This window comes from Frankia sp. CcI49 (genome assembly GCF_001983215.1).
GTDB lineage: Bacteria > Actinomycetota > Actinomycetes > Frankiales > Frankiaceae > Parafrankia > Parafrankia irregularis.
Genome location: NZ_MOWP01000019.1, coordinates 90,384 through 112,974 on the forward strand (window position 1 = coordinate 90,384; position 22,591 = coordinate 112,974).

Genomic DNA, 22,591 nt, shown 5'->3' on the forward strand with positions numbered 1-22,591 from the left:
GTCCCGGGCGCGGCCGCGGCCAGTGACACACGGTCCCGCAACGCGCGGTCCCGCTGCCCGCGGCGCGCGGCGCGGCTCAGGTGACCGCGCCGGCGGTCTTCAGCTCGATGATCCGCTCCCAGTCCAGCCCCAGCTCCAGGAGGATCTCCTCGGTCTGCGCGGCGAAGTCCGGCGCCGGGCCCAGCTCGGGCGCCTGCACGTCGAACTGGACCGGGCTGGAGACCAGTTCCAGGTCGCCGGCGGACAGCAGGTACTCGTTGGCCCGGATCTGCGGGTCGCCGCTGACCTGCAGCGAGTCCTGCACCGGCGCCCACGGGCCGGAAAGCGTGCCCAGGCGCTCCGTCCACTCGGCGAGGGTGCGCGCGGCGAACGCCTCCCGCAGGATCTCGACCGCCTCCGCCGTGTGCGCGGCGATCTGCTCGGCGGACGAGAAACGCGGGTCGTCGGCGAGCTCCGGGCGGTCGATGTGGCGGACGACGTCCGGCCAGTACCGGCCCGGCTGGAGCATGACCAGCGAGAGGAAACGGCCGTCCGAGGTGCGGTAGAGCCCGGAGAGCGGGTTGCTCGGCGAGCCGTGCGCGCCTGCCGCCGGGGCCTGCAGCGGCTCGTCGAGCAGCATGGACAGGGAGATCGTCTGGCCCATCGCCCACAGCCCGCTGCCCAGCAGGGAGACGTCGACGACCGACGGCTCGCCGGTGCGCTCACGCCGGAACAGCGCCGCGGCGATGCCCCCGGCGAGGTTCGTGCCCGAGATCGTGTCGCCGTAGGCGGGGCCGGGCGGCGGGGTGATGCCCTCGTGGCCGCTCGGGGTGATGCTGGCCGCCGACGAGGCCCGCGACCAGAAGGCCGTCATGTCGAAGCCGCCCTTGTCCGACTCCGGGCCGCGCGGCCCCAGGGCGCTGCCGCGGGCGTAGATGACCTGCGGGTTCAGCTTCCGGATGTCCTCGACGTCGATGCCGAGCTTCTGGCGCGAGCGGGGCAGGAAGCTGGTGAGGAAGACGTCCGCGCGGCGGGCCAGCTCGTCGAGGATCTCCTTGCCCTCGGGCCGGGACATGTCGAGGCCGAGGCTGCGCTTGCCGCGGTTGGCGTGCCAGATGTTCGGGTTCGGCCCGTCGCCGACCTTCAGGTTGCCGGTCTGTTTCAGGCCCCGCTGCGGGTCGCCGGTCACCGCATGCTCGATCTTGATGACCTCGGCGCCCCAGTCCGCGAGCACACCGCCCGCGGACGGCACGAAGCCGTACATCGCCACTTCGAGAACCCTGACTCCGTCGAGCGGCTTCATGCGGCACCCTTCGCGATCGCGCTGCTGTCCACGAGCTCACGGGCCCGTGAGCTCCGGAGCCCGTGAGCTCCGGAGCCCGTGAACTCCCGAGCTCACGGTCTCACGGGCCCACAGCCTCACGAGGTCCGAAAGTTACATTCTCGCGAAGTGGAAATCAACCGTCGACCTGCGGAGAACCCTAGGACCCGACGTTGCTCGCGACGATCTGCGGCAGGTCCACCGAGGTGCGGATCCCGGGCGTCGCCGCGCACACGATCGGCACCGCGTTGACCGCCCGGTTGGCGGTGTAGGCCGGTGAGATCGCCGCCATCTGCTCCAGCGGGAACGGGAACCGCAGCGCGATGTCGAGCGGGGCGTCGCCCTCCAGGTCGATGTGCCAGCCGGTGTCACGCAGGTCCCAGGCCGGTTCGAGATCACGGGTGCAGTACCAGTTCGCCCGGAAGCTCAGGACCTCGCGGCCGTCGCGGATCCCGGCGACCGTCAGCCGCTGGGCCGCCACCGTCCCGGGTTCCAGGGTTCCCGCGGCGATGTGCACCGGGCGCGGCGAGGTGGCGACCTCGCCGGACGCCTCCAGCGTGTCGATCCTGATCCCGAGCGTCTCGGCGATCAGCAGCAACGAAGGCCCGAAGCTGATCCGGCCGTGGGTCAGCCGTGCCTCGTCCACTGACGCCGGTGGCCGCCCGAAGCCCATGACGTCGAACAACAGGCCCGGGGAGTCCCGCCGGGACAGGTCCGCGAACTCCTGGATGGCGAGCCGGTCCAGGCGGCGCTGGATCGACGACAGCACCAGCGGCACGGCCTCGGTGATGAAGCCCGGGCTGCTGCCGGTGCTGTGCACCGACGTACCGCCCTGCTCACAGGCCGCCTCCACCTGCCGGCGGACCTCGGGATCCATGCCGGCCGGCCGGTGGAACTCCCCGCGGGTCGTCACGATGTTCGCGCCCGAGGCGAGGATGCGGCACACCTCGCCGACGTCGAAGTACCGCGGCATGTACAGGACGCAGTCCGCGCCGAGCGCGAGGATCAGCTCGACGTCACCCGTCGCGACGACGCCGGTCGCGCCCACGCCGCACAGGTCACCGGCATCGCGGCCGACCTTCTCGGCGCCGTGGACGAAGACGCCGGCAAGCTCCAGCTCCGGATGCGCGATCACCTCGCGCAACGCGTAGGTGCCGATGTTCCCGGTGGCCCACTGAACGACGCGCAACTTCCCCACGTGTGTCTTCCCCTCGTCGGGATCGGATCATCGCGTTCGGGTCAGTCTGGGTGGATCATCGCGGAGGCGATCGCCTGGTGCGGACATCGCGTGTGGACCGGCTGCGGCCGTCGGCGCGGGGCTCGCCCCGCCGAACTGTGGCGGGCCTGCCAGCAGAGGGCGAAAATCCACCAGATTCACATGACCCGTGTGCTGCGCGCCACAGCCTAGGCGGATCTTGACGCCGTCGTCAATATTGAGCCCTTCCCATCGTCGACCGGCGGCGCCCCTGGCCGTGCACCGTGAGATGGAGAAGGCTCATGGGAGGAAGTCATGCTGCTCAACGGAACGTCGGCCCTGGTCACCGGCGGGGCGTCCGGCCTGGGCCTCGGCACCGCACGGGTGCTGCTGGACCGTGGCGCGGCCGTCACGATCGTCGACCTGCCGTCCTCACCCGGCCGGGACGTCGCCGCCGAGCTCGGCGTGCGTTTCGTGGCCGCGGACATCACCGACACCGACCAGTTCGACGCGGCGCTCGACGCCGCCGCGGACGACGGCCCGCTGCGCGGGGTCGTGCACTGCGCCGGGCGCGGTGGTGACCGGCTGCGGGTGCTGGACCGGGCGGGCAACCCCGGTGCGCTCGACAGCTACGCCGAGATCATCAGGATCAACCTGGTCGGCACGTACAACGTGGTGCGCCTGGCCGCGGCGCGGATGGCCCGCAACGCCGAGCTCCCGGGCGGCGACCGCGGCGCGATCGTGCTGACCGCGTCGGTCGCCGCCTTCGAGGGCCAGATCGGCCAGACCGCCTACGCGAGCGCGAAGGCCGGGGTGCGCGGCCTGACCATCGTCGCCGCCCGGGATCTCGCCAGCTGGGCGATCCGGGTGAACACGATCGCGCCGGGCGTGTTCGAGACCCCGATGCTCGGCCGGCTGCGCGACGACATCCGCGACGGTCTGGCCGCCGGCGTTCCGCACCCGAAGCGCCTGGGCACGCCGGCCGACTTCGGCCGCCTCGCCGCCGACCTGCTGGAGAACGGCTACCTCAACGGTGAGGTCATCCGGCTCGACGGCGCGCTGCGGATGGCGCCCCGCTGACCTCCCCCGGGCGTGGCTGGCCTCTGCGGCTGTGACATGAGAGTGTCATCACAGATGTGGCGGTCAGGTTCGATTCGGGCGAGCGGCACCGGGGCCAGGGCGTCAGCCGGCGCTGCGCCGATGCTGCCGGCCGGCCTCCCCGTACCGATCCCCGGTCGGCAGACCTGGCCGGATGCTCCTTTTCACGATCAAGAACCGAGTCTGCCCGCCGCCGCGCCCGCAGCCACCGGAGACGCTGGACTGCGACACGCGACGCTGGTATCGACGTCGATGTTAAATTTTTCTCAGGCGGCCGGAGCCCCGGCCTTCCCATACGCAGGAGGACGGTCGTGACCTCGGTGATGCAGGGCGTCCGGATTCTCGAGGTCGCCGAGCACACATTCGTTCCCGCGGCCTCGGCCCTGCTCGCCGACCTCGGTGCCGACGTCATCAAGATCGAGCACGTCGAGCGCGGCGACGCCATGCGGGCCCTGGCCTCCTCGGGCATCGCGGTCGTCCCCAAGGACGTCCACGTCCTGCTCGAGCACTCCAACCGCGGCAAGCGCAGCCTCGGCCTCGACCTCACCTCCGAGGCGGGCCGCGACATCCTGTACCGCATCGCCGCGACGGCGGACGTCTTCCTCACCAACAAGCTGCCGAGCGTGCGCACCAAGCTGCACATCGACGTGGACGAGATCCGCGCCCACAACCCGAAGATCATCTACGTGCGGGGCACCGGCCAGGGCGAGCATGGCCCGGAGGCCGACCGCGGCTCGTACGACTCGCTGGCGTTCTGGGCCCGCTCCGGCGTCGCGACCGGCATCATGCAGCCCGAGTACGGCCACGTGCCCGTCCCGCCGGCACCCGGCTTCGGTGACTCCATCGGCGCGATGACGATCGCCGGCGGCATCATGGGCGCGCTGTTCCACCGGGAGCGCACCGGTGAGGCCTCGACCGTGGACGTCTCCCTGCTCGGCACGGCGATGTGGTCGATGGGGCAGGCGATGGCGCTGTCGCTGCTGCTCGGCGTCCCGTGGACCCCGCCGCCGGCCGACCAGCAGCGGATGAACCCGCTCACCGGCAACTACCGCACCTCGGACGGTCGCTGGGTGGCCCTGACCTGCCTGCAGGCCGGCCGGTACTGGGCGCCCATGTGCGACGTCATCGAGCGCCCGGAGCTCGCCACCGATCCCCGTTTCGCCGACCACGCGAGCCTGATGACGAACAGCGCCGAGGCGATCGCGATCCTGACCGAGACGTTCGCGGCCCGGCCGCTGGCCGAGTGGCGGGTGCGGCTGGAGAACTTCGTCGGCCAGTGGACCGTCGTCCAGGACACCCTCGAGGCCGCCGTGGACGTCCAGACGGTCGCCAACGGCTACGTCCAGGAATGCACGACCGCGGCCGGGGTCCCCTTCCAGCTCACGACCGTGCCGGTGCAGTACGACGACAAGCCGGCCGCGCCGAAGCGGGCGCCGCTGTTCAACGAGCACGGCGACGAGATCCTCGCCGAACTGGGCCTGGACACCGAAGCGGTGCTGGACCTCAAGATCCGCGGCGTCGTCGCGTAGCACTCACCTCAACGAAGAGCAGGAGAACAAGACATGACGTTGTTTGACGCCTTCCGGTTCGACGGCAAGCGGGTCGTGGTCGTCGGTGGCGCGACGGGCATGGGCGCCGCCACCGCCGAGCTGGCGCTGTCCGCCGGCGCGGAGGTCGTGGTCCTCGACTACGCCCCCGTGAAGCTGGAGGGCGTGCAGGCCATCCAGGTCAACCTCGCCGAGGCCGCCTCCATCGACGCCGCCCTGGCGCAGCTCGACGGCCCGATCCACGCGCTGGTCTCGGCCGCCGGTGTCGCCGACGGCACCCCGGGCATCGAGCGGATCAACTTCATCGGTCACCGCTACCTGATCGACAAGGTGATCGCCTCCGGGCAGCTGGGCGCCGGCTCCGCGATCGGCTTCATCTCCTCGGCCGCGGGCCTGGGCTGGGAGGCCAACCTCGAGTCGCTGAAGGAGTTCATCGCCATCACCGACTTCGACGAGGCCACCAAGTGGGCCGTCGAGAACAACAAGGCCGACTACATGAACACCAAGCAGGCGGTCTGCGCGTACGTCGCCACCCAGGCGATGCCCCTGCTCAAGAAGGGCATCCGCATCAACGCGATCTGCCCGGGCCCGACCGACACCCCACTGGCCCAGGAGAACAAGGAGATGTGGCTGGGCTTCGGCGCCGACTACCGGGCCGAGGTCGGCATCGAGGCCGCGACCTCGCTGGAGCAGGCCTACCCGCTGCTGTTTCTGGTCAGCTCCGGCGCCTCCGCGATCAACGGCATCACGCTGGTGACCGACGCCGGCTACTTCTCCGCCGGCCTCACCGAGGTCTACCCGGCCGCGACGCCGATCGTGAAGTTCCTCTCCGGCCGCTTCTAGGAAATCCGGCTGTATCCGACGGACACGGTAGTCGACAGACACCGAAGACCTTCCCGTCGTCGATGCGGACCTGCGGCCGACCGGACCGTACGTCGCGCGGCGGAAAAGGCTCACCGAGCCTTTTCCGCCCTCGGCACGACTCGTGTCATTCCTGACCGTGGACCATGCGACGAAAACAACTCCAGGCCCCTCCCCGGAACGGATCGGATGACGACAACGAGCAGTGGCGGCCAGCGCCAGGACGGCCACATTCTGCACGAGCTGGGATTCGAGACCAGCCGGGTCGGCGACGAGATTCACGGGTCCGCGGCGATCACCCCGGAAATGTTCGTGCCCGGAACGTCCAGTGTCCGCACGTCGATTCTGGCGGCCTGGACCGATGTCGTCGCGGGTTACCTGGTGCTGGAGTTCCTGGCGCCGCGGGTGCCGGTCACACTCGATCTCGACATCCACGTCCACGAGCCGTTGCGCGAGCTCGAACGGATCAGCGTGGTCGGCCGGCTGGTGAAGAAGGGTCGCTCGGTCGCGGTGATCGACGTCGACGTGACCGGCTCGGACGGGCGCAGCCTCGCCGTCGGCGTGGCGTCGTTCATGGCGGCGCCGGACCCGACCGTGCTCATGCCGCCGGAGATGACCCGGGCGGCGGCGCTGCCGGTGACTCTCCCCCGGCAGCGGCTGAGTGTGCCCTTCGCCCGGCGGGCTCGCTGCGAGATCACCCGTCCCGGGGTCGCCCGGCTCCCCCGGGCCGAGGACGCACTCAACGCGGCCGGCACCGTCAACGGCGGGCTGATCGCGCTGGCCGTCGAGGAGGCCGCGCTCTCCCTCTCCCCCGGTGCCACGCTCTCCCTGCTGGCGCTGCGCTATCTGCGGCCGGTCCGCATCGGGCCCGCCGTAGCCACCGCCACCGCGCAGGCAGGCCTGGGACGGGTGGAGGTGCGCGACGCCGGCGACGGCGACAGGCTGTCCGTGTACGCCACCACCCGGACGTTTCCGGCACCGCCGCCCGGCTGACCCACCCGGGCCCCACCCGAGCCGACCTGGCCGACCTGGCCACCCGAGCCGGCCTGGCCACCGGACCGCCCGACCCGCCCGGATCGCTCGACCCACCCGGACCGCCAAGCCAGCGACACCGACCAAGGAGCTCCCGATGCGCCCGCTTCCCGAGATCACCCCCGCCACCGAGTGGTTCTGGAAGTCGGGGGCCGACGGGAAGCTGCGCATCCAGGGCTGCGACGACTGCGGCCAGCTCGTGCACCCCCCCGTCCCCATCTGCCCGCGGTGCCGCAGCCGGGCCCACACCCCCACCGAGGTCTCCGGGCGGGCGACGGTCGTCGGGTTCACCGTGAACGTGCAGCCGTGGACGCCCGCGATCATGCCGCCCTACGTGGTCGCGAACGTGGCGCTGGTGGAGGACGCGAGCGTCCGGCTGACCACGAACATCACCGGGTGCGAGCCGGCGGACGTGCACATCGGGCAGGAGGTCGCCGTCCGCTTCGAGCAGCACGAGGACGTCTGGCTGGCGATGTTCGAGCCGACCGGCGGCACGGACCCGACCGACCGGGTCGGCGAGCCCGACCTGCCCGCCCCGCGCGCGCCGCTGAGTGACCACCGCTTCGAGCACCGGGCGGTGCTCTCCGGCATCGGCCGGTCGCGGATCGGGCGCCGGCTGATGGTCGACCCGCTCGAGCTGACGATCGACGCCTGCCTGAAGGCGGTCGCCGACGCGGGCCTGACCCTCGACGACATCGACGGCCTGTCCACCTACCCCGGCGCGGCCGGCATGGGCATGAGCGAAGGCGGGGTGACCGCCGTCGAGGAGGCGCTGCGGCTGCACCCGACCTGGACGAACGGCGGCGGCGACCTGCCCGGCCCCGGCGGCTCCGTCATCGCCGCGATGCTGGCGGTCGCCTCGGGCCTGTGCCGGCATGTGCTGTGCTTCCGGACGGTGTGGGAGTCCACCTACCGGACCCTGGGCCTGGGCATGGGCGGCGGGGGCGGCCGGCACTCGAACGCGACCACCCTGTGGCGCGCGCCGTTCGGGGCGATGTCCGCGGCGAACTGGATCGCCATGAACGCCAACCAGTACTTCCACCGCTACGGCGCCGACCGGGAGATGCTCGCCGCGATCGCCCTCAACGGCCGGGCCGGTGCGGCGCTCAACCCGAACGCGATCTACCGCGACCCGCTGACCCTCGACGACTACATGTCGGCGCGGATGGTCACGACCCCGTTCGGCCTCTACGACTGTGACGTGCCGTGCGACGCGTCCATCGCCGTCGTCGTCTCCGACGCCTCCGTCGCGGGGGACCTGCCGAAGCCGGCGATCCGGGTCGAGGCCGTCGGCACGCAGATCCTCGAGCGGGTCTCCTGGGAGCAGGGCGTCATCACCCACGAGCCGCAGGTGCTCGGCCAGGCCGCCCACCTGTGGACGAGGACCGACCTGCGCCCGTCCGACGTGGACCTGGCGCTGGTCTACGACGGCTTCACCTTCAACGCGATCTCCTGGATCGAGGGCCTCGGCTTCTGCGGCATCGGCGAGGCGCAGGACTGGCTCGACAAGGGCCGGCGGATCGCGATCGACGGCGAGCTGCCGCTCAACCCGCACGGCGGCCAGCTTTCCGAGGGCCGCACCCACGGCTACGGCTTCTTCTACGAGGCGGTCACCCAGCTGCGCCATGAAGCCGGTGAGCGCCAGGTCGCGAATGCCCGGACGGCGGTGGTCACTTCCGGTGGCGGCACACCGTCCGGTGTGTTGCTGCTGCAGCGTGACGGTTCCTGAAAACCAGCCCGAGAGTGGTGCTCCGAATGCCGGCCGGCGGCATGGAAGCGGCATGGAATGCGTGAGGATTGCCGGCTCGTTGCCGCATCTTGTCGCGCCTTGCCGCAGCCGGATCACCCCGTCGGCCCGCCCAATCAGCGCCGCCCATTCTGTGTCATAGTGGTGTCATGAGCGAGGAAATCAGCTGGAGTCCCTACGACAAAGTGCTTCATCTGGCGCCCTACGACGTGTGGCGTCGCCTTCGCGATGAGGCACCGGTCTACCGAAACGACGATCTGGATTTCTTCGCGTTGTCGCGGCACGCCGACGTCGAGGCCGCCAGCCGGGAGCCGCTGCTCTACAGCTCCGCCTACGGCACGGTCCTGGAGATCATGGGGTCGGAGCCGCTAGGCACCGGCCACATGATCTTCATTGACCCGCCGAAGCACACCGAGCTGCGCGCGCTGGTCTCCCGGGCCTTCACGCCGCGGCGGATCTCCGCGCTGGAGACGTCCATCCGGGCGCTGTGCGCCGAGATGCTCGACCCGCAGATCGGCGGCGACGGCTTCGACTACGTGCAGGACTTCGCCGCCCAGCTGCCGTCCAAGGTCATCTCCGAGCTGCTCGGTGTCGACCCCGCCGACCGCGAGGACATCCGCAAGCTCATCGACCAGACCTTCCACCAGGAGGAAGGTCAGGGCATGGTCAACGACATCTCGTTCGCCGCCCAGATCAAGATCCACGAGTACCTGACCAACATGCTGGACGAGCGCCGCAAGAACCCGCGCGACGACATGATGACCAGCCTGGTCCAGGCGGAGATCGTCAACGAGAACGGCACCCGGCGGCTGACCAACCAGGAGTGCGCCGACTTCACGAACCTGCTCGTCAGCGCGGGCACCGAGACCGTCGCCCGGCTGCTCGGCTGGGCCGGCTCCGTCCTGGCCGAGCACCCGGACCAGCGGGCCGAGCTGGCGGCCGACTCGTCGCTGCTCGGTGGCGCGGTCGAGGAGCTGCTGCGCTACGAGTCGCCGTCCCCCGTCCAGGCCCGGATGCTGACCGAGGACGTCGAGCTGCACGGCGTGCAGATGCCGGCGAAGTCCAGGGTCCTGCTGATCACCGGCTCGGCCGGGCGTGACGAGCGCAAGTATCCCGACGCCGACAAGTTCGACATCCACCGCAAGTTCGACAGCCATGTCTCCTTCGGCCTCGGGACGCACTACTGCCTGGGCGCCTCGCTGGCCCGTCTCGAAGGGCGGATCGGCATCGAGGAGACGCTCAAGCGCTTTCCGGAGTGGGGCATCGACCGCGAGAAGTCGGTCCGCTCGCACACCAGCACCGTCCGGGGCTACGAGCAGCTCCACTTCGTCCTCGGCTGACCTCTTCGGCAACGCACGCGAACCCGGCCGGCTTCGACATTCCACGAAGCCGACCGGTCCACGCTTCGCACCACAGGTGCCGTCGACCACCATCGACCGCCACGTACAACGAAGGAGCTGACGTTTCGTCAGCTCCTTCGTTGTACGTGTGGCGGACCGTGGCGCGGAAGTGCATCGCCCACGCGCGCTGCATGCGTTGCGCGCATGCACGCGACGCGTTGGTCGCGACCCCCATCCTGCCGGCGAAACTCATCTTGTCGCCGTACAGCGCAAGCACACAGGATGGGGATCGACTCCCGATGAAGTTCGGCACCTTCGTCACGATCACCCTATGGCGATCATAATTCTGCCGACCACCGCGTGCGCGCTGGTTCTGCCGCCTGTCCGGATACTCGAGGAAAGGCGTGACGTCAGACGGGGCGGCGCGGCCTGCGGGCGGAGGGGGCGGGTTTTCCTCGGCGGCTGACGCCGAGGCGCGCACCGGATTCCCGGTTCGGCCGTTCGGCGCGCAGGTTGAGGGGCTGGCCGGCGATGCGGGTGCGGCTCAACGCCTGCCGGGTTTCCTTGGTCAGGTCGGTGGGAAGTTCGACGAGGCTGTAGTCGACCCGGATGTCGATCCGCCCGAAGTCCGCCCGGTCCAGGCCGCCCTCGTTTGCGAGCGCCCCGACGATCTGGCCCGGGGTGACCCGCTGGCGATGCCCGACCCCGATCCGGTAGGTGGCATAGACCCTCCGCGGCCCGCTCGCGCCGCGGGCGGGCCTCTCGCGGGCAGGCGGAGCGGTGTCCGGCGGGAGGAGGAACTCTCCCTGTTCCTGGCGGGTCATCACGGCCAGCGCCGCGGCGATGTCGGCGAGCRGAACGTCGTGCTCGCTGGTGTAGCCAAGGACCAGGTCCCTGAACACGGCGTGGGCTGGCGCGTCGAGCGCGGCGGTGATCGCGTCGTGGAACTTCGCGACCCGCTGGGCGTTCACATTCTCCGCGGTGGGCAGTTCCATCTCGGCGAGCGGCTGGCGGGTCGCCTTCTCGATCGCGGCGAGCAGGCCCTTTTCCCTGGGGGTGACGAGCAGCAGCGCCTCACCGCTGCGCCCGGCGCGGCCGGTACGGCCGATGCGGTGGACGTACGACTCCGGGTCGGTGGGAATGTCGTAGTTGACGACGTGGGTGACCCGTTCGACGTCGAGGCCGCGGGCGGCGACGTCCGTGGCGACGAGCAGGTCGAGAGTGCCGTCGCGGAGCTGGGCGATGAGCTTCTCTCGCTGCGGCTGGCTGAGGTCGCCGTTGATCGCCTCGGTGGCGAATCCGCGGCTGCGCAGCCGCTCGGCGACGTCCTCGGTCGCCGACTTCGTCCGCACGAAAATGATCATCGCTTCGAACGGCTCGACTTCGAGGACCCGGGTGAGCGCGTCCATCTTGCGCGGCCCGGCGACGGTCAGGAACCGCTGCCGGGTGTTCGCGGCCGTGACGGTCCGCGCCCTTACCGTGATCTCCACCGGGTCGCGCAGGTACTGCCGGGAGATGCGGCGGATCGGCGCGGGCATCGTCGCGGAGAACAGCGCGACCTGCTTGGCGTCGGGGGTGTCGGCGAGGATCCGGTCGACCTCCTCCTGGAAGCCCATCCGGAGCATCTCGTCGGCCTCGTCGAGGACCAGCGTGCGCAGGCCGCCCAGATTGAGCGTCCCGCGTTCCAGGTGGTCGATAACCCGCCCGGGAGTACCGACGATGACCTGCGCGCCGCGGCGGATCCCGGCCAGCTGGGGAGCGTATGCCTGCCCTCCGTAGACGGGCAGCACATGCAGGCCGGCGAGGTGGTGGGAATACCGGCCGAACGCCTCGGCGACCTGCAGGACCAGTTCCCGGGTCGGGGCGAGCACAAGCGCCTGGGTGGAGGTGCTGCGCACGTCGATCCTGGACAGGATCGGGAGAGCGAACGCGGCGGTCTTGCCGGTCCCGGTCTGGGCGAGGCCGACGACGTCGCGGCCCGCGAGCAGGGCGGGGATCGTGCCGACCTGGATCGGCGACGGCACCTCGTAGCCGAGTTCGGTGAGGGCTCGCAGCACTGCGGTGCCAAGCCCGAGATCTTGGAACGTCTGCTGGTCTTCGGACTCGGTCACACCTGAGAATACGGTTGCGCGGCAGCCCGGTGAAACCGGCGCCCAGGCGGCCGGGGCCGCCCCCCGCGCACCACCCAGCCGTAAGGCACATGGCGCTGTTGCAGTACGGGGAAGCCGGGCATGCAGCGGGCCGAGGTGGCTGTCGAGCGCAGCCGTTTCAACCCTGGCCACCGCGTCACGTGATGTGATGGCTGGAGCACCACGTGTCCGGTTGAGTGCCAGGGGTAGCCCGCTATGGAAGGTGACGGGATAACTACTCCTGGCGAGGGGTTCGACTATGGCGCGCATAACGATCAACGGGATAACCCTGGACCCGGTCACCGAGGCAGCCGGGCTGCGATCGGTCATCCCTGATCCCGAGGACGTCGCGGACACCAAGTACGTCCTGGTGCAGGTCCGCCGGCCGGTGGCGGAGCAGGAACGGGCGCGGCTCACCGACCTCGGCGTGAAGATCCAACAGTACGTGCCCGAGAACACCTACAAGTGCCGGTACGAGCCCGACGACCTGGGACCGGTGCTCGCCGAACCGTATGTGGCGTGGGCGGGCAGGTACCTGTCCGACTTCAAGATCCCGGCGACGTTGCGTCCCACCGGCACGGCGGTGACGGCGAGCGTGGTGCCGAGCGGCGAGGGCCGCTCACCGTCCCGCAAGCCCCGCGAGGTGGACGTCGTCCTGCACGAGGACGTCGACCCGCGAGCCGACCAGGTGCTCGAGCGCATCGGCGCGGCCGCTCGGCTCGACCTGTCAGAGGTCCGTCCGGGCCGGCACAAGGTACGCCTCACCGTCGAGGAGGGGCGGCTGCCGGACCTCGCCGACCTCGACGAGATCCACCACCTCGAGCCGGTTCCGGCCCGACAGCTGCGCAACGAGGTCGCCCGCACCATCCTGCGCACCGACGCCGGCCCTCGTCCCGGCCGCTACCAGGGGGCCGACCAGGTGATCGCCGTGGCGGACACCGGGTTCGACCTCGGGACGACCAGCGACGTCCATCCGGCGTTCAGCGGCCGGGTCAGGGCACTGCACCCGCTCGGCCGGCGCCGCGCGGACGACCCCGACGGGCACGGCACCCACGTCGCCGGGTCGGTGCTCGGCGACGGTCCGTTCGCGGGCGCCACCGGCCCTGCCCCGAACGGCTCCGGCCGGGTCCGCGGCACCGCGCCCAAGGCCACCCTGGTGCTGCAGTCGTTGCTCGACGCCCACGGAGGACTCGGCGGAATCCCCGACGACCTGCACGACCTGTTCGAGCCGCCCTACGAGGACGACGGCGCCCGGGTCCACACCAACTCCTGGGGAGCGGTCGTGCCCGGCCTCCCCTACGACTCAAGCGCGTTCGAGATCGACGACACCGTCTGGAACCGACCGGACCTCGCGATCTGCTTCGCCGCCGGTAACGACGGGACCGACAGGGACGCCGACGGCACGGTGGACCGCAGCTCGATCGGCTCCGAGTCCGCGGCCAAGAACGCGATCGTCGTCGGCGCGAGCGAGAGCGACCGGCCCGAGTTCCGACCGACCTACGGGGCGTACTGGCCGACGCAGTTCCCGGCCGCGCCGATCACCACCGACCGGCAGGCCAACCGTCCGGCGGGCATGGCGGCGTTCAGCAGCCGCGGTCCGACCCGCGAGCGGCGCATCAGGCCCGATGTGGTCGCCCCCGGCACCTGCATCCTGTCGACGCGGTCACGCGCCGTCGTCAACCCGCCGACCGATTTCGGGACCTCGGCTGACGACCGGTACTTTTTCCTCTCGGGAACGAGCATGGCCACCCCGCTGGTCGCCGGGACAGTGGCCACGCTGCGCGAGGCGCTCGTCGACAACGGCTTCCCGGAGCCGAGCGCGGCGTTGCTCAAGGCAGTCCTGCTCAACGGTGCCACCGAGCTGGCCGGCCAGTACACCCCGACCGAGGTGGGGCCATCGCCGAACAACAACGCCGGATTCGGCCGGGTCGACTTCGCCGGTTCGATGGCATCCGTCCAGCCCGAGTCGGCCGCCACCGGTGGCGCCGTCGAGGGCGGACCGCTCCGGCAGGGCGAGACGAACTCCGCACGGCTCGACGTCCCCGCCGGGTCCACCCTGAAGATCACATTGGTGTGGACCGACCCGCCGGGTGAGGCACTGCAGAACGATCTCGATCTGATCGTCCGGAGTGCGGACGGCCATGAGCGGCACGGCAACATGGGGACCTCCACCGAGTTCGACCGGGTCAACAACGTCGAGCAGGTGGTCTGGCCGGAGGTCCCAGCCGGTGGTGTCGAGGTCGCCGTCACCGCGTTCCGGATCACCACGGAGGCCCAGCCGTACGCCTACGCCTGGCGAGCCTTCTGAACCCCGGCAGGAGTGCCTGACTACCGGTGGGTCGTGCGTCGGGCGGTCGACCGTAGGCGGTGGAGGGTGAAACGGGCCGACGCCGTGAACAGAGTCACCGCGCGGAGGACGATCGGGTCCACGCGTGTCAGCGGGCGGGTCCACCGCACGGCGACGAAGCCGAGCAGACCGCCTTCGTCCGGCATGGGCACGACCAGCGCGGAGCCGATTTCCAGTTGGCGTGCCCGCTCGGACGGGATGAGCGGTGTGTCGGAGGGGTCGGCGATGAAGATCGGGGCCCGCAACTGGGACAACGCGCTCAGCGCGGCCTCGTCGTCGGGACCGGCCCGGGCTCCCACCCGGGTCAGCGGCTCGGTGCCCGGGGACACCGACGTGCCGGCCGCATCGAACACCGTTGCGTACGGCATTTTCGCCAGCATCACCGCGACGGCGTCCGCGCCGGCGAGGGAGCGGACGACATCGGCGGTCAGATGTGCCGCGGCCGGAAGGTCGTCGGGGTGCCAGAGCTGGTCGAGTCGCTCGAGCGCGTCGGCGACATCGGTGTTCATCAGCCGTTCCCTGCGGGCGTCGCACAGGAGCATCGTCTGGGCCGCGAGGTGGTGCAGGGAGCGGCGCTGCCCGGGTGCGAGCTGGCGGGGCATCCGGTCGGAGACACACAGGGCACCGAGGGCGTGTCCTTCGGGTGTTCGCAGCGGCATCCCGGCGAAGAAGCGCAGTGGGAGGTTCGGATCAGCGCGGACCGCGTGCGCGAAGCGCATGTCCCGCGTCGCGTCGACGACCTCCAGGTACTCGCCGGACCAGACCGCGTGGGATGCGACGCCCACCCGGCCGGTGAATCCGGTGATCTTCAGGCCGTGCCAGGATTTGAACCACTCCCGCTCGGCGTCCACGAACGCGATATGGGCGTAGGAGCAGTCGGCCAGCTCGGCGGCCAGGGCGGCGACCTGGTCGAACTCGGGCTCCGCGGGGGTGTCCAGGAGTCGGTGGCTGCGCAGCGCGGCCAGGCGGTCGTTCTCGTCGGCGGGCGCGGGCGCGATGAGCCCACCTTGGGTCCAGCGGTCCTTGCCCTGCTGGGTGACCACAGCGTCCGCCGGCCGCCCGTTGTCGTCCTTCGCCGCCACGGCCTGCCCGGCTTGCTCCGTGTCCTTCCCCGCCGGCTGCCCGGTGATCCGATGGCCCGGCGGCGCGGGTGGCGCCGCCACCGCGGCGGCGGACACGGCGCGGTGGTCGGTGTCGCGCCGCGTCGTATCGGTGAGCAGCGGTGTGAGGTCCTGCGCCGGCAGCGGGGGCGAGAACGCAAATCCCTGGAGGAGGTCGCACCCAAGCTCGGTCAGGATCCGTTCGCTGGGCTCGTCCTCGATGCCCTCACCGACGACGCGCACCCCGAGCCGGTGGCCCAGGTCGACGACGGACCGCACGATCGCGACGTCCGGCAGGCTGCCTTGGGCGTCTGCGACGAAAGACCTGTCGATCTTGATCTCGTCGAAGGTCAGGGCCTTGAGGATCTCCATCGAGTTGTAGCCGGTCCCGAAGTCGTCCATCGACAGCTTCACGCCGGAGACCCGCAGTTCGCTGAGCATCGCGGCGGCCCGGGCCGGCTGGGAGACGAGCGCGTTCTCGGTGATCTCGAGGGTGAGGATATCGGGGGGAAGGGCGTAGGCTGCCAGCCGCTCGGCGACGACCTGCGGGAGCTCGTCAACCACCAGCAACCGGGGCGAAAGGTTCGCCGAGATGGCCACCGGTATCCCCTCGGCCCGCCAGCTCGCGCACTGGCGCAGCGCCTCATCCAGCTCCCACCAGGTCAGCTCGACAATCAGGGAGGAACGTTCGGCCATCGGCAGGAACGACCCGGGTGGCAGCAGCCCACGGGTGGGATGCCGCCACCGCATCAGCGCCTCGACGCCGACGGTCCGTCCGGTCGTCGCTTCCCGCATCGGCTGGTAGTGCAGCTCCAACTCGTCCCGTTCGATCGCGGACCGTAGCTGCGCGTGCAGTTCGAGTTCCCACGGCTTCACCGCGGCCATCCCGGTCGTCCACACCCCGACCCGCTCGCCGCAGCGCCTGGCATCGGCGAGTGCCGCATCGGCGCACCGGAGCAGATCGATGATCCGGTTCCCGCAGGACGGCGCCCCGGCGAGACCCGCCGTAGCCTCCACCTCAACATCCACCCCGTTGATCCGCAGGCGTCCGTCGACCTGCCGCAGGATTGCGCGACCGAAGTCGGCGAGCGCGAGATCCGCCGTCTTCGGTGGGCTTTCCCCGTCGCCCGCCACGGCCGCTCCAGGTATCAGCAGGGCGAACGTGTCGCCGCCGAGGCGGGCGACGAGCGTCGGGGCTGGCCTCACCGGGCAGAGGCAGTCGGCGAACCTCCTCAGCACCTCGTCGCCCGCCTCGTAGCCCAAAGCGGTGTTGATCTCCTTGAAGTGGTCGACGTCAACGACCATCAGCACGGCCTGACGCCCGGTCGCGACGATGCCGGCAACAAGCGGATCACCAGTCCGCATCAGTCCCGCGCGGCTCGCCAAAGCTGTCAGGCGATCAACGAGAGAACGGTCCCCCGCCCAGTAGAGGGACATGTGGGTCAGGAACGCGGCCGCCACAACGCCCATGCCACAGCCCGCAGCCGCGAGGGGGAACTCCGTGAACCACCCGTGCAGGCTGAACGCGCCGAGCGCGACAGCCACCACGACGGCCGCGTGCACCCCGACGGCAGCGATCCGGGACCACACGAGACCCACCTGGCTGCCCACCCACGGGAACCAGAACAGCAGCGTCAGCGCAAGCTCGGCGGACTCGGCCGCGGCCAACGCGGCCGTCACCGCCGCTACGGTCACCGATGAGGCGACCAGGGCCAGCGGACGCAGGTGCGCCGCCGCGACGACGGACATCGCCGCGACGGTCGCCACCCCGAGCCCGGCCCCCACCGCGACAGACAGGTCCAGGTGGCCCGGCGAGCCGGGAACAAACACCAGAAGCAGGAGAAAGACGGAGCCAAGGAGGGGCGGCGCCATGAAGAACCCGCGGTCGCCAGCGGCCCCGGAGCGACGCTGCCCACCCCCGCCCGTCGGGACGCCCTGACCAGGCCGCCGGACCTCCGGTGGCAGATCGCCATGGATACGGGCACGGAGGCGGCCCCCCGCGCCCAGGCACACGCTTGTCCACAGCCAGGCCATGCCTCTGCGGTACCCGCCGACAAGCCGTTGGAGCGTGTGAGGTGCCAGAAGCCGGGCCCGAGCCCGTGATCTGCGCTGATGCCCCAGTGCGGGCGGGTGGGCTGGCGCCCCCGAGTCCGCCCGGCGCCCGGTGGCTCCCGCACCGCTGACGGCACTCGCCGTTCCCGGGGTTGCCGCGTGTGGACACATGAGGACGGGTAGTTACCTTGCCGGGAGGGGAGTTGGTGTCACGTCGGCATGTCTGTCTGGGGCCGCAGAACGAGGTCCCCGAGCCGAGCGCGGCCGTCGTCGATCTACTCGGCCTGCTGCAGCGACGAACCGGCATGGACCTGGCCTGGCTCGGCCGGTTCGACGGGCAGCTGCTGGTCCTGCAGGCGATGAGCGGGAACCCGCGCCCCTTCGGCCTGTCACCCGGCTGCAGTGTGCGGTACGAGGATGTGCTGTTMGGGCAGGTCCGGAACGCGTCGCTTCCTCCGCTGATCCCGGACACCCGCCGCGACCCCCGCACCGAGTCGTCGGCCTCGGTCCGCGAACTGGGTGTCGGTGCCTACGCAGCGATGCCGGTCCTCGACGCATCCGGCCGGCTCTACGGCCTGCTCGGCTGCCTCAACCGACACCCCCGGCCGTCACTCGGCGAGCGGGACGGCCGCCTGCTGTGGCTGCTGGCGGAGTTCCTGACGGGATACGTCAGCGACCTGCGCGAGATGTGGGAGGCCCGCAGCCGTACCTGGAGCCGAATCCAGAACATGATCGACGAAGGTCATTTCACCATCGCCTACCAGCCCATCGTGGACCTGAGAACCGGGCAGCCCGTCGCGCTCGAAGCGCTGACCCGGCTCGAGAACTTCCCCCACGGCCCCGGATCCCTGTTCACCGACGCCGCGGACGTCGGCCTCGGCCCGGAACTGGAACTCGCCGCGATCCGCAGGGCACTGACCGCCCTACCGGAGCTGCCGGGCGGTGTCCGCCTCGCGGTGAACGCCTCCCCCTCGACCCTTCTCAACGGACTGGTCGGCGTCCTGCTCGAGTCCGGGGCACCCGAACGACTCGCCGTCGAGATCACCGAGAACGAGTACCTCGACGACGACCATGATCTGATCGCCTCGATCAGGACCCTGCGCGACCACGACATCCGGATCGTCGTCGACGACATGGGAACCTGCTTCGCCGGGCTTCAACTCGTGCTGCGCCTACGCCCCGACGTGATCAAAATCGACCGCTTCATCATCCAGGGGATGCCCACGGATCCCGCCCACCAGGCCGTCGCCGCGGGCGTCACCACCATTGCGCAGGCAATCGGATCCCGCGTCGTCGCAGAAGGCATCGAGACCACAGCCGAACTCACCGCGGCCCGCGACGCCGCCCTCGACTACGGGCAGGGATTCCTCCTCGCAACCCCCACCCCGAACCTACGCACCGCCTGCGCCCCGATCGCCCCGCGCCCCAGCACCGCCACGCACCGGCCACCACCTGACTGACGCCTCGACTGGAGTGTGGTGCCGCAGGCGGCCGTCAGCTGGTGCTCGCTCCCACCCTCGCGACCAGGCGTTCCATGGCGACGAGTGCGATGTCGTCACTGAGGGAACCGCCGGTCCACTCGATGAGTGCGTCGACCAGGCGGGCGGTCCCGTCGGGCAGCCGCGCGTCGGTGAAGGCGTCCCGCACGGCTGGGATGACCGGGAAGAACTCCCGTGTGCGCGGGTTGCGGGCCTCAACCAGGCCATCGGTGTAGAAGAGCACCTGGTCGGACTGGACGAGGAGGACAGGGGCCGCCCTGGGTGCGACACCGAGCCCGAGCGGCGGCTGCCGGTCCGGGACGCCGAGCGCCGTCACCCTCCCCGCCCGGACCAGCAGTGGGTCGGGATGGCCGGCGTTGAGCAGGAGCATCCGCCCGGCATGGTCGACCTGGGCGACGACCGCGGTGACGAAGTCCTCGCCGTTCCCGCGGCCAAGCTTGGCGACCTCGCTGTCGAGTGCCGCGACCAGCTCCGCGGGGTCCTCAAGCCGCCCGGCCAGAGCCCGGAAACAGCCCAGGACCCGGTTGGCGAGCCGGACCGCGTCAAGGCCTTTGCCCCGCACGTCCCCGACCAGCAGCCGCACCCCCCACCAGGTGTCCAGCACCTCATAGAGGTCTCCGCCGACAGCGGCTTCCACCGCCGCGCTGCGATACATCGCGGTGAACCGCAGACCGTCGATAACCGCCGGAACCGGGTTCAGGATGGCACGCCGCGCGGCCTCGGCCACCTGGACGAGCGCGGTCATCCGGCGCTCCCGAGCCTGGCGGACCACACTCGCGGCCACGGCAATCCCGCCACCGAGGGCGATACCGACAAGCCGGACCACCATCGCGGTCCGGTTCTCTTCCGATGGCGTTCCCACGATCTGATCCCAGATCGATACCGCACCCGCCCCGGCAAACGCCGCCATGGCGTAGATACCGGTCAACCGCGGACCGACGATGCTCGCCGCCAGCAGGGGAGCTATGACGACGAGCGCGATGACGACGAAACCGGGACCGCCAGCCACGTCGATCACACAGACCGCCACGACGATGACGAGCGGGAGCAGCGCCGCTGCCCGTGAACGGATTCGCCCGAAGGTCACACCAGACCTGGTACCCCGGTCGGAAGGATGCGAGCGCACCCCCGCCGAGAACGCACGTTCCGTAGACCCGGCGGGTCCGAACGGCACCGCCCACGTGGTGACCATGATCGTAGGAACCGTCGCGGGATTCACCTTCCCCCTCGGCCTCGGCAACGTCGCCGCGCTCGGCATCGGACGGTGCCGGGAGGGCCCCGCGTGCGCGGAGGCAACGCCCGCCGCTGACTGCGGCGCCATCCTCACTGGTTGACGAGACTATTAGTTTATCGTCTACTGGCGAGGCAGGGTGTGCCGGGCGAGCCAGCCCCGTCGACGCGCCCCGCGTCGCCATCCCGGTGGATTCCCCAGCCCGGGCCAGCCAGGACGGGAGCTGACAGCAGATGAAGGGGTCATCGGCGGGCGCTGCGGAGCCGGGTTCCGACCCGTCGTCGCGGGATGGGCAGACCCTCGATGCAGAGCGCTTATCCGCAACACACCGGGCCCAGACCGGGACTATTAGTCCCATCGGTGATCGGGATTTCGAGCTGCTTCCCGCCAAGGCGGGCATCCCGTTCGCCCCGCGTACGCCGCTGACCGAGCCGTTCTGGGCCGGCTGCGCCCGCGGCGAGCTGCTGTTCCAGCGGTGCGCCGACTGCGGGTACGCCGGCTTCCCGCCGGCGGTGGCCTGTCGGGCCTGCCTGTCCCGGGCGCTGCGCTGGGAGCGTTCGGCCGGTGGCGCCACCCTCTACAGCTGGACGGTCGTGCACCGACCGGTGAGCCGGGCGTTTCGCACTCCCTACGCCCCGGCGATCGTCACCGTGGACGAGGGCTACCAGATGATGACCTGCCTGGTCGGCCTGGGCGTCGCGGCGATCCAGGCCGGGATGCGGCTGCGGGCCGTCTTCCACGAGATCGAGCCGGGCACGAGCCTGCCGTATTTCAGCCCCTCCACCGCACCGTCACCACCATCGGAACAGGAGCCGCCATGCGTGCCGACGATCTGATTCTCATCAGTGTGGACGACCACATCGCAGAGCCCGCCTCCATGTTCGACGCACACGTCCCGGCGAAGTACCGGGAGTTCACGCCGCGCGTCGTCGAGGAGGAAAGCGGTGCGCAGCAGTGGTACTACGGCGGCCTCCGCGGCCGGAACCTCGGGCTGAACGCGGTGGCCGGCAAGCCGCCGGAGATGTTCAACATCGACGCGAGCCGGTACGACGAGATGCGCCCCGGCTGCTACGACGTGCACGAACGGGTCCGTGACATGAGCGCCGGCGGGCAGCTCGCCGGGCTCAACTTCCCGAACTGGACGGGCTTCTCCGGCCAGGTGCTCAACCAGGGGCCGGACCGGGACGTCAACCTGGTCATGATCAAGGCCTACAACGACTGGCACGTCGACGAATGGTGCGGTGCGTACCCGGAGCGTTTCATTCCCTGCGGGATTCTGCCGCTGTACGACGTCGAGGAGGYGGCGAAGGAGATCCACCGCCTCGCCGCCAAGGGGTGCCACGCGGTCACCTTCTCGGAGAACCCCGAGGCGCTGTCGATGCCGAGCATCCACACCGACTACTGGCACCCGCTGTTCCGTGCGGCCAGCGATGTCGGCACCGTGCTGTGCCTGCATGTGGGCTCGTCGTCCCGGGCGCCGCTGTTCTCCACCGACGCCCCGCCGAGCGTGAACATCGCCGCCTCGTCGATGATGTCGGCCTACTCCCTGCTGGAACTGGTCTGGGCGGAGTTCTGGGCCGACTTTCCCGACCTGCGGTTCTCCCTCACCGAGGGTGACATCGGCTGGATTCCGTACTTCCTGTGGCGGTCCGAGCACGTCCGCCGCCGGCATTCCGGGTGGGCCCGGCCGACCTTCCCGGCGGGCATGGACGGCCCGTCGGACGTCTTCCGCCGCCACATTCTGACCTGCTTCATCAGTGACCGGGTCGGCGCCCGGCTGCTCGACTGGTTCGCGCTCGACAACGTGTGCTGGGAGTCCGACTTCCCGCACTCCGACTCGAGCTGGCCGTTCGGCCCCGAGGACGTCCTGGAGAACCTCGGCGAACTGCCCGACGACACCATCGACAAGATCACGCATGAGAACGCGATGCGGCACTACCAGTTCGACCCGTTCCGGCACCGGCCGCGGGAGCGGTGCACCGCCGGCGCCCTGCGCGCCGAGGCCGCCGACGTCGACGTCGTCACCCATGTCGGGCGACTCGCCGACCAGCGCGACCGCGACGCGTGGGCGCGGATGACCGCCCCCCGGGCAAAGGCGTGACCGCGCGCGTGT

16 protein-coding genes are annotated in these 22,591 nt (G+C 70.7%); 11 read left to right on the forward strand and 5 right to left on the reverse strand.

Annotated features, from left to right (window positions below):
• Window positions 1–76: 76 nt before the first annotated feature.
• Both CcI49_RS18480 and CcI49_RS18485 read right to left on the reverse strand, forming a co-directional pair.
• A complete protein-coding gene (locus CcI49_RS18480) occupies window positions 77–1,282 on the reverse strand; it encodes a CoA transferase (protein WP_054570228.1) in 1,206 nt (401 codons plus the stop codon).
• Window positions 1,283–1,460: 178 nt separating this feature from the next.
• Window positions 1,461–2,498: a dihydrodipicolinate reductase gene (locus tag CcI49_RS18485; RefSeq protein WP_076828090.1), complete on the reverse strand. Its 1,038-nt coding sequence runs from the start codon at window positions 2,496–2,498 to the stop codon at window positions 1,461–1,463.
• A 312-nt stretch (window positions 2,499–2,810) separates the two neighbouring features.
• On the opposite strand from CcI49_RS18485, the gene CcI49_RS18490 reads away from it, so the two are divergent.
• From CcI49_RS18490 to CcI49_RS18515, 6 genes are all read left to right on the forward strand, one after another.
• Complete coding sequence (locus CcI49_RS18490; protein ID WP_076828092.1) at window positions 2,811–3,575, forward strand: SDR family NAD(P)-dependent oxidoreductase; 765 nt, start codon at window positions 2,811–2,813, stop codon at window positions 3,573–3,575.
• Between the two features lie 329 nt (window positions 3,576–3,904).
• Window positions 3,905–5,122, forward strand: a complete 1,218-nt coding sequence (locus CcI49_RS18495) for a CoA transferase (RefSeq protein WP_076828094.1) — start codon at window positions 3,905–3,907, stop codon at window positions 5,120–5,122.
• A 33-nt stretch (window positions 5,123–5,155) separates the two neighbouring features.
• Entirely contained in the window at window positions 5,156–5,983 is an 828-nt protein-coding gene (locus tag CcI49_RS18500) for an SDR family oxidoreductase (RefSeq protein ID WP_054570232.1), read from the forward strand.
• A 207-nt stretch (window positions 5,984–6,190) separates the two neighbouring features.
• Window positions 6,191–6,994 (forward strand): hotdog domain-containing protein, encoded by an 804-nt coding sequence (locus CcI49_RS18505; protein WP_054570233.1) that lies wholly within the window; start codon window positions 6,191–6,193, stop codon window positions 6,992–6,994.
• A gap of 136 nt (window positions 6,995–7,130) precedes the next feature.
• Window positions 7,131–8,762, forward strand: a complete 1,632-nt coding sequence (locus tag CcI49_RS18510; protein WP_054570234.1) for an OB-fold domain-containing protein — start codon at window positions 7,131–7,133, stop codon at window positions 8,760–8,762.
• 167 nt (window positions 8,763–8,929) lie between these two features.
• Window positions 8,930–10,120, forward strand: a complete 1,191-nt coding sequence (locus CcI49_RS18515; RefSeq protein ID WP_054570235.1) for a cytochrome P450 — start codon at window positions 8,930–8,932, stop codon at window positions 10,118–10,120.
• Between the two features lie 410 nt (window positions 10,121–10,530).
• Here the strand turns inward: CcI49_RS18515 and CcI49_RS18520 are convergent, their stop codons facing one another.
• Entirely contained in the window at window positions 10,531–12,231 is a 1,701-nt protein-coding gene (locus CcI49_RS18520; protein WP_076828096.1) for a DEAD/DEAH box helicase, read from the reverse strand.
• A gap of 277 nt (window positions 12,232–12,508) precedes the next feature.
• Between CcI49_RS18520 and CcI49_RS18525 the strand changes: the two genes are divergently transcribed.
• The gene (locus CcI49_RS18525; protein ID WP_076828098.1) at window positions 12,509–14,557 is read left to right on the forward strand and encodes a S8 family serine peptidase; all 2,049 of its coding nucleotides are present in this window, start codon (window positions 12,509–12,511) and stop codon (window positions 14,555–14,557) included.
• A gap of 20 nt (window positions 14,558–14,577) precedes the next feature.
• On the opposite strand, the gene CcI49_RS18530 is transcribed toward CcI49_RS18525, so the two are convergent.
• Window positions 14,578–17,568 carry an EAL domain-containing protein gene (locus tag CcI49_RS18530; protein ID WP_076828100.1) on the reverse strand — a complete coding sequence of 997 codons (2,991 nt, stop codon included), beginning with the start codon at window positions 17,566–17,568 and terminating at the stop codon, window positions 14,578–14,580.
• A gap of 386 nt (window positions 17,569–17,954) precedes the next feature.
• Between CcI49_RS18530 and CcI49_RS18535 the strand changes: the two genes are divergently transcribed.
• A complete protein-coding gene (locus CcI49_RS18535; RefSeq protein WP_076828102.1) occupies window positions 17,955–19,208 on the forward strand; it encodes an EAL domain-containing protein in 1,254 nt (417 codons plus the stop codon).
• A gap of 34 nt (window positions 19,209–19,242) precedes the next feature.
• Here CcI49_RS18535 and CcI49_RS18540 read toward each other — a convergent pair whose 3' ends face one another.
• Entirely contained in the window at window positions 19,243–20,334 is a 1,092-nt protein-coding gene (locus tag CcI49_RS18540; RefSeq protein ID WP_054570238.1) for a PP2C family protein-serine/threonine phosphatase, read from the reverse strand.
• A 103-nt stretch (window positions 20,335–20,437) separates the two neighbouring features.
• Here CcI49_RS18540 and CcI49_RS42115 point away from each other — a divergent pair, with 103 nt between their 5' ends.
• The 3 genes from CcI49_RS42115 (at window position 20,438) to CcI49_RS18550 (ending at window position 22,579) form a co-directional block, all read left to right on the forward strand.
• Window positions 20,438–20,581, forward strand: a complete 144-nt coding sequence (locus CcI49_RS42115) for a hypothetical protein (protein WP_158230781.1) — start codon at window positions 20,438–20,440, stop codon at window positions 20,579–20,581.
• Between the two features lie 130 nt (window positions 20,582–20,711).
• Entirely contained in the window at window positions 20,712–21,314 is a 603-nt protein-coding gene (locus tag CcI49_RS18545) for an OB-fold domain-containing protein (RefSeq protein WP_083749584.1), read from the forward strand.
• The gene (locus tag CcI49_RS18550; RefSeq protein ID WP_076828104.1) at window positions 21,296–22,579 is read left to right on the forward strand and encodes an amidohydrolase family protein; all 1,284 of its coding nucleotides are present in this window, start codon (window positions 21,296–21,298) and stop codon (window positions 22,577–22,579) included. Before CcI49_RS18545 ends, CcI49_RS18550 begins: the two co-directional genes overlap by 19 nt.
• Window positions 22,580–22,591: the final 12 nt, after the last annotated feature.

Coding starts and splice junctions, on each gene's coding strand:
- CcI49_RS18480 (WP_054570228.1), bottom strand. CDS start 1,282: ATGAAGCCGCTCGACGGAGTCAGGGTTCTCGAAGTGGCGATGTACGGC.
- CcI49_RS18525 (WP_076828098.1), top strand. CDS start 12,509: ATGGCGCGCATAACGATCAACGGGATAACCCTGGACCCGGTCACCGAG.
- CcI49_RS18505 (WP_054570233.1), top strand. CDS start 6,191: ATGACGACAACGAGCAGTGGCGGCCAGCGCCAGGACGGCCACATTCTG.
- CcI49_RS18530 (WP_076828100.1), bottom strand. CDS start 17,568: ATGGCGCCGCCCCTCCTTGGCTCCGTCTTTCTCCTGCTTCTGGTGTTT.
- CcI49_RS18500 (WP_054570232.1), top strand. CDS start 5,156: ATGACGTTGTTTGACGCCTTCCGGTTCGACGGCAAGCGGGTCGTGGTC.
- CcI49_RS18545 (WP_083749584.1), top strand. CDS start 20,712: ATGAAGGGGTCATCGGCGGGCGCTGCGGAGCCGGGTTCCGACCCGTCG.
- CcI49_RS18510 (WP_054570234.1), top strand. CDS start 7,131: ATGCGCCCGCTTCCCGAGATCACCCCCGCCACCGAGTGGTTCTGGAAG.
- CcI49_RS18515 (WP_054570235.1), top strand. CDS start 8,930: ATGAGCGAGGAAATCAGCTGGAGTCCCTACGACAAAGTGCTTCATCTG.
- CcI49_RS18490 (WP_076828092.1), top strand. CDS start 2,811: ATGCTGCTCAACGGAACGTCGGCCCTGGTCACCGGCGGGGCGTCCGGC.
- CcI49_RS42115 (WP_158230781.1), top strand. CDS start 20,438: ATGATCGTAGGAACCGTCGCGGGATTCACCTTCCCCCTCGGCCTCGGC.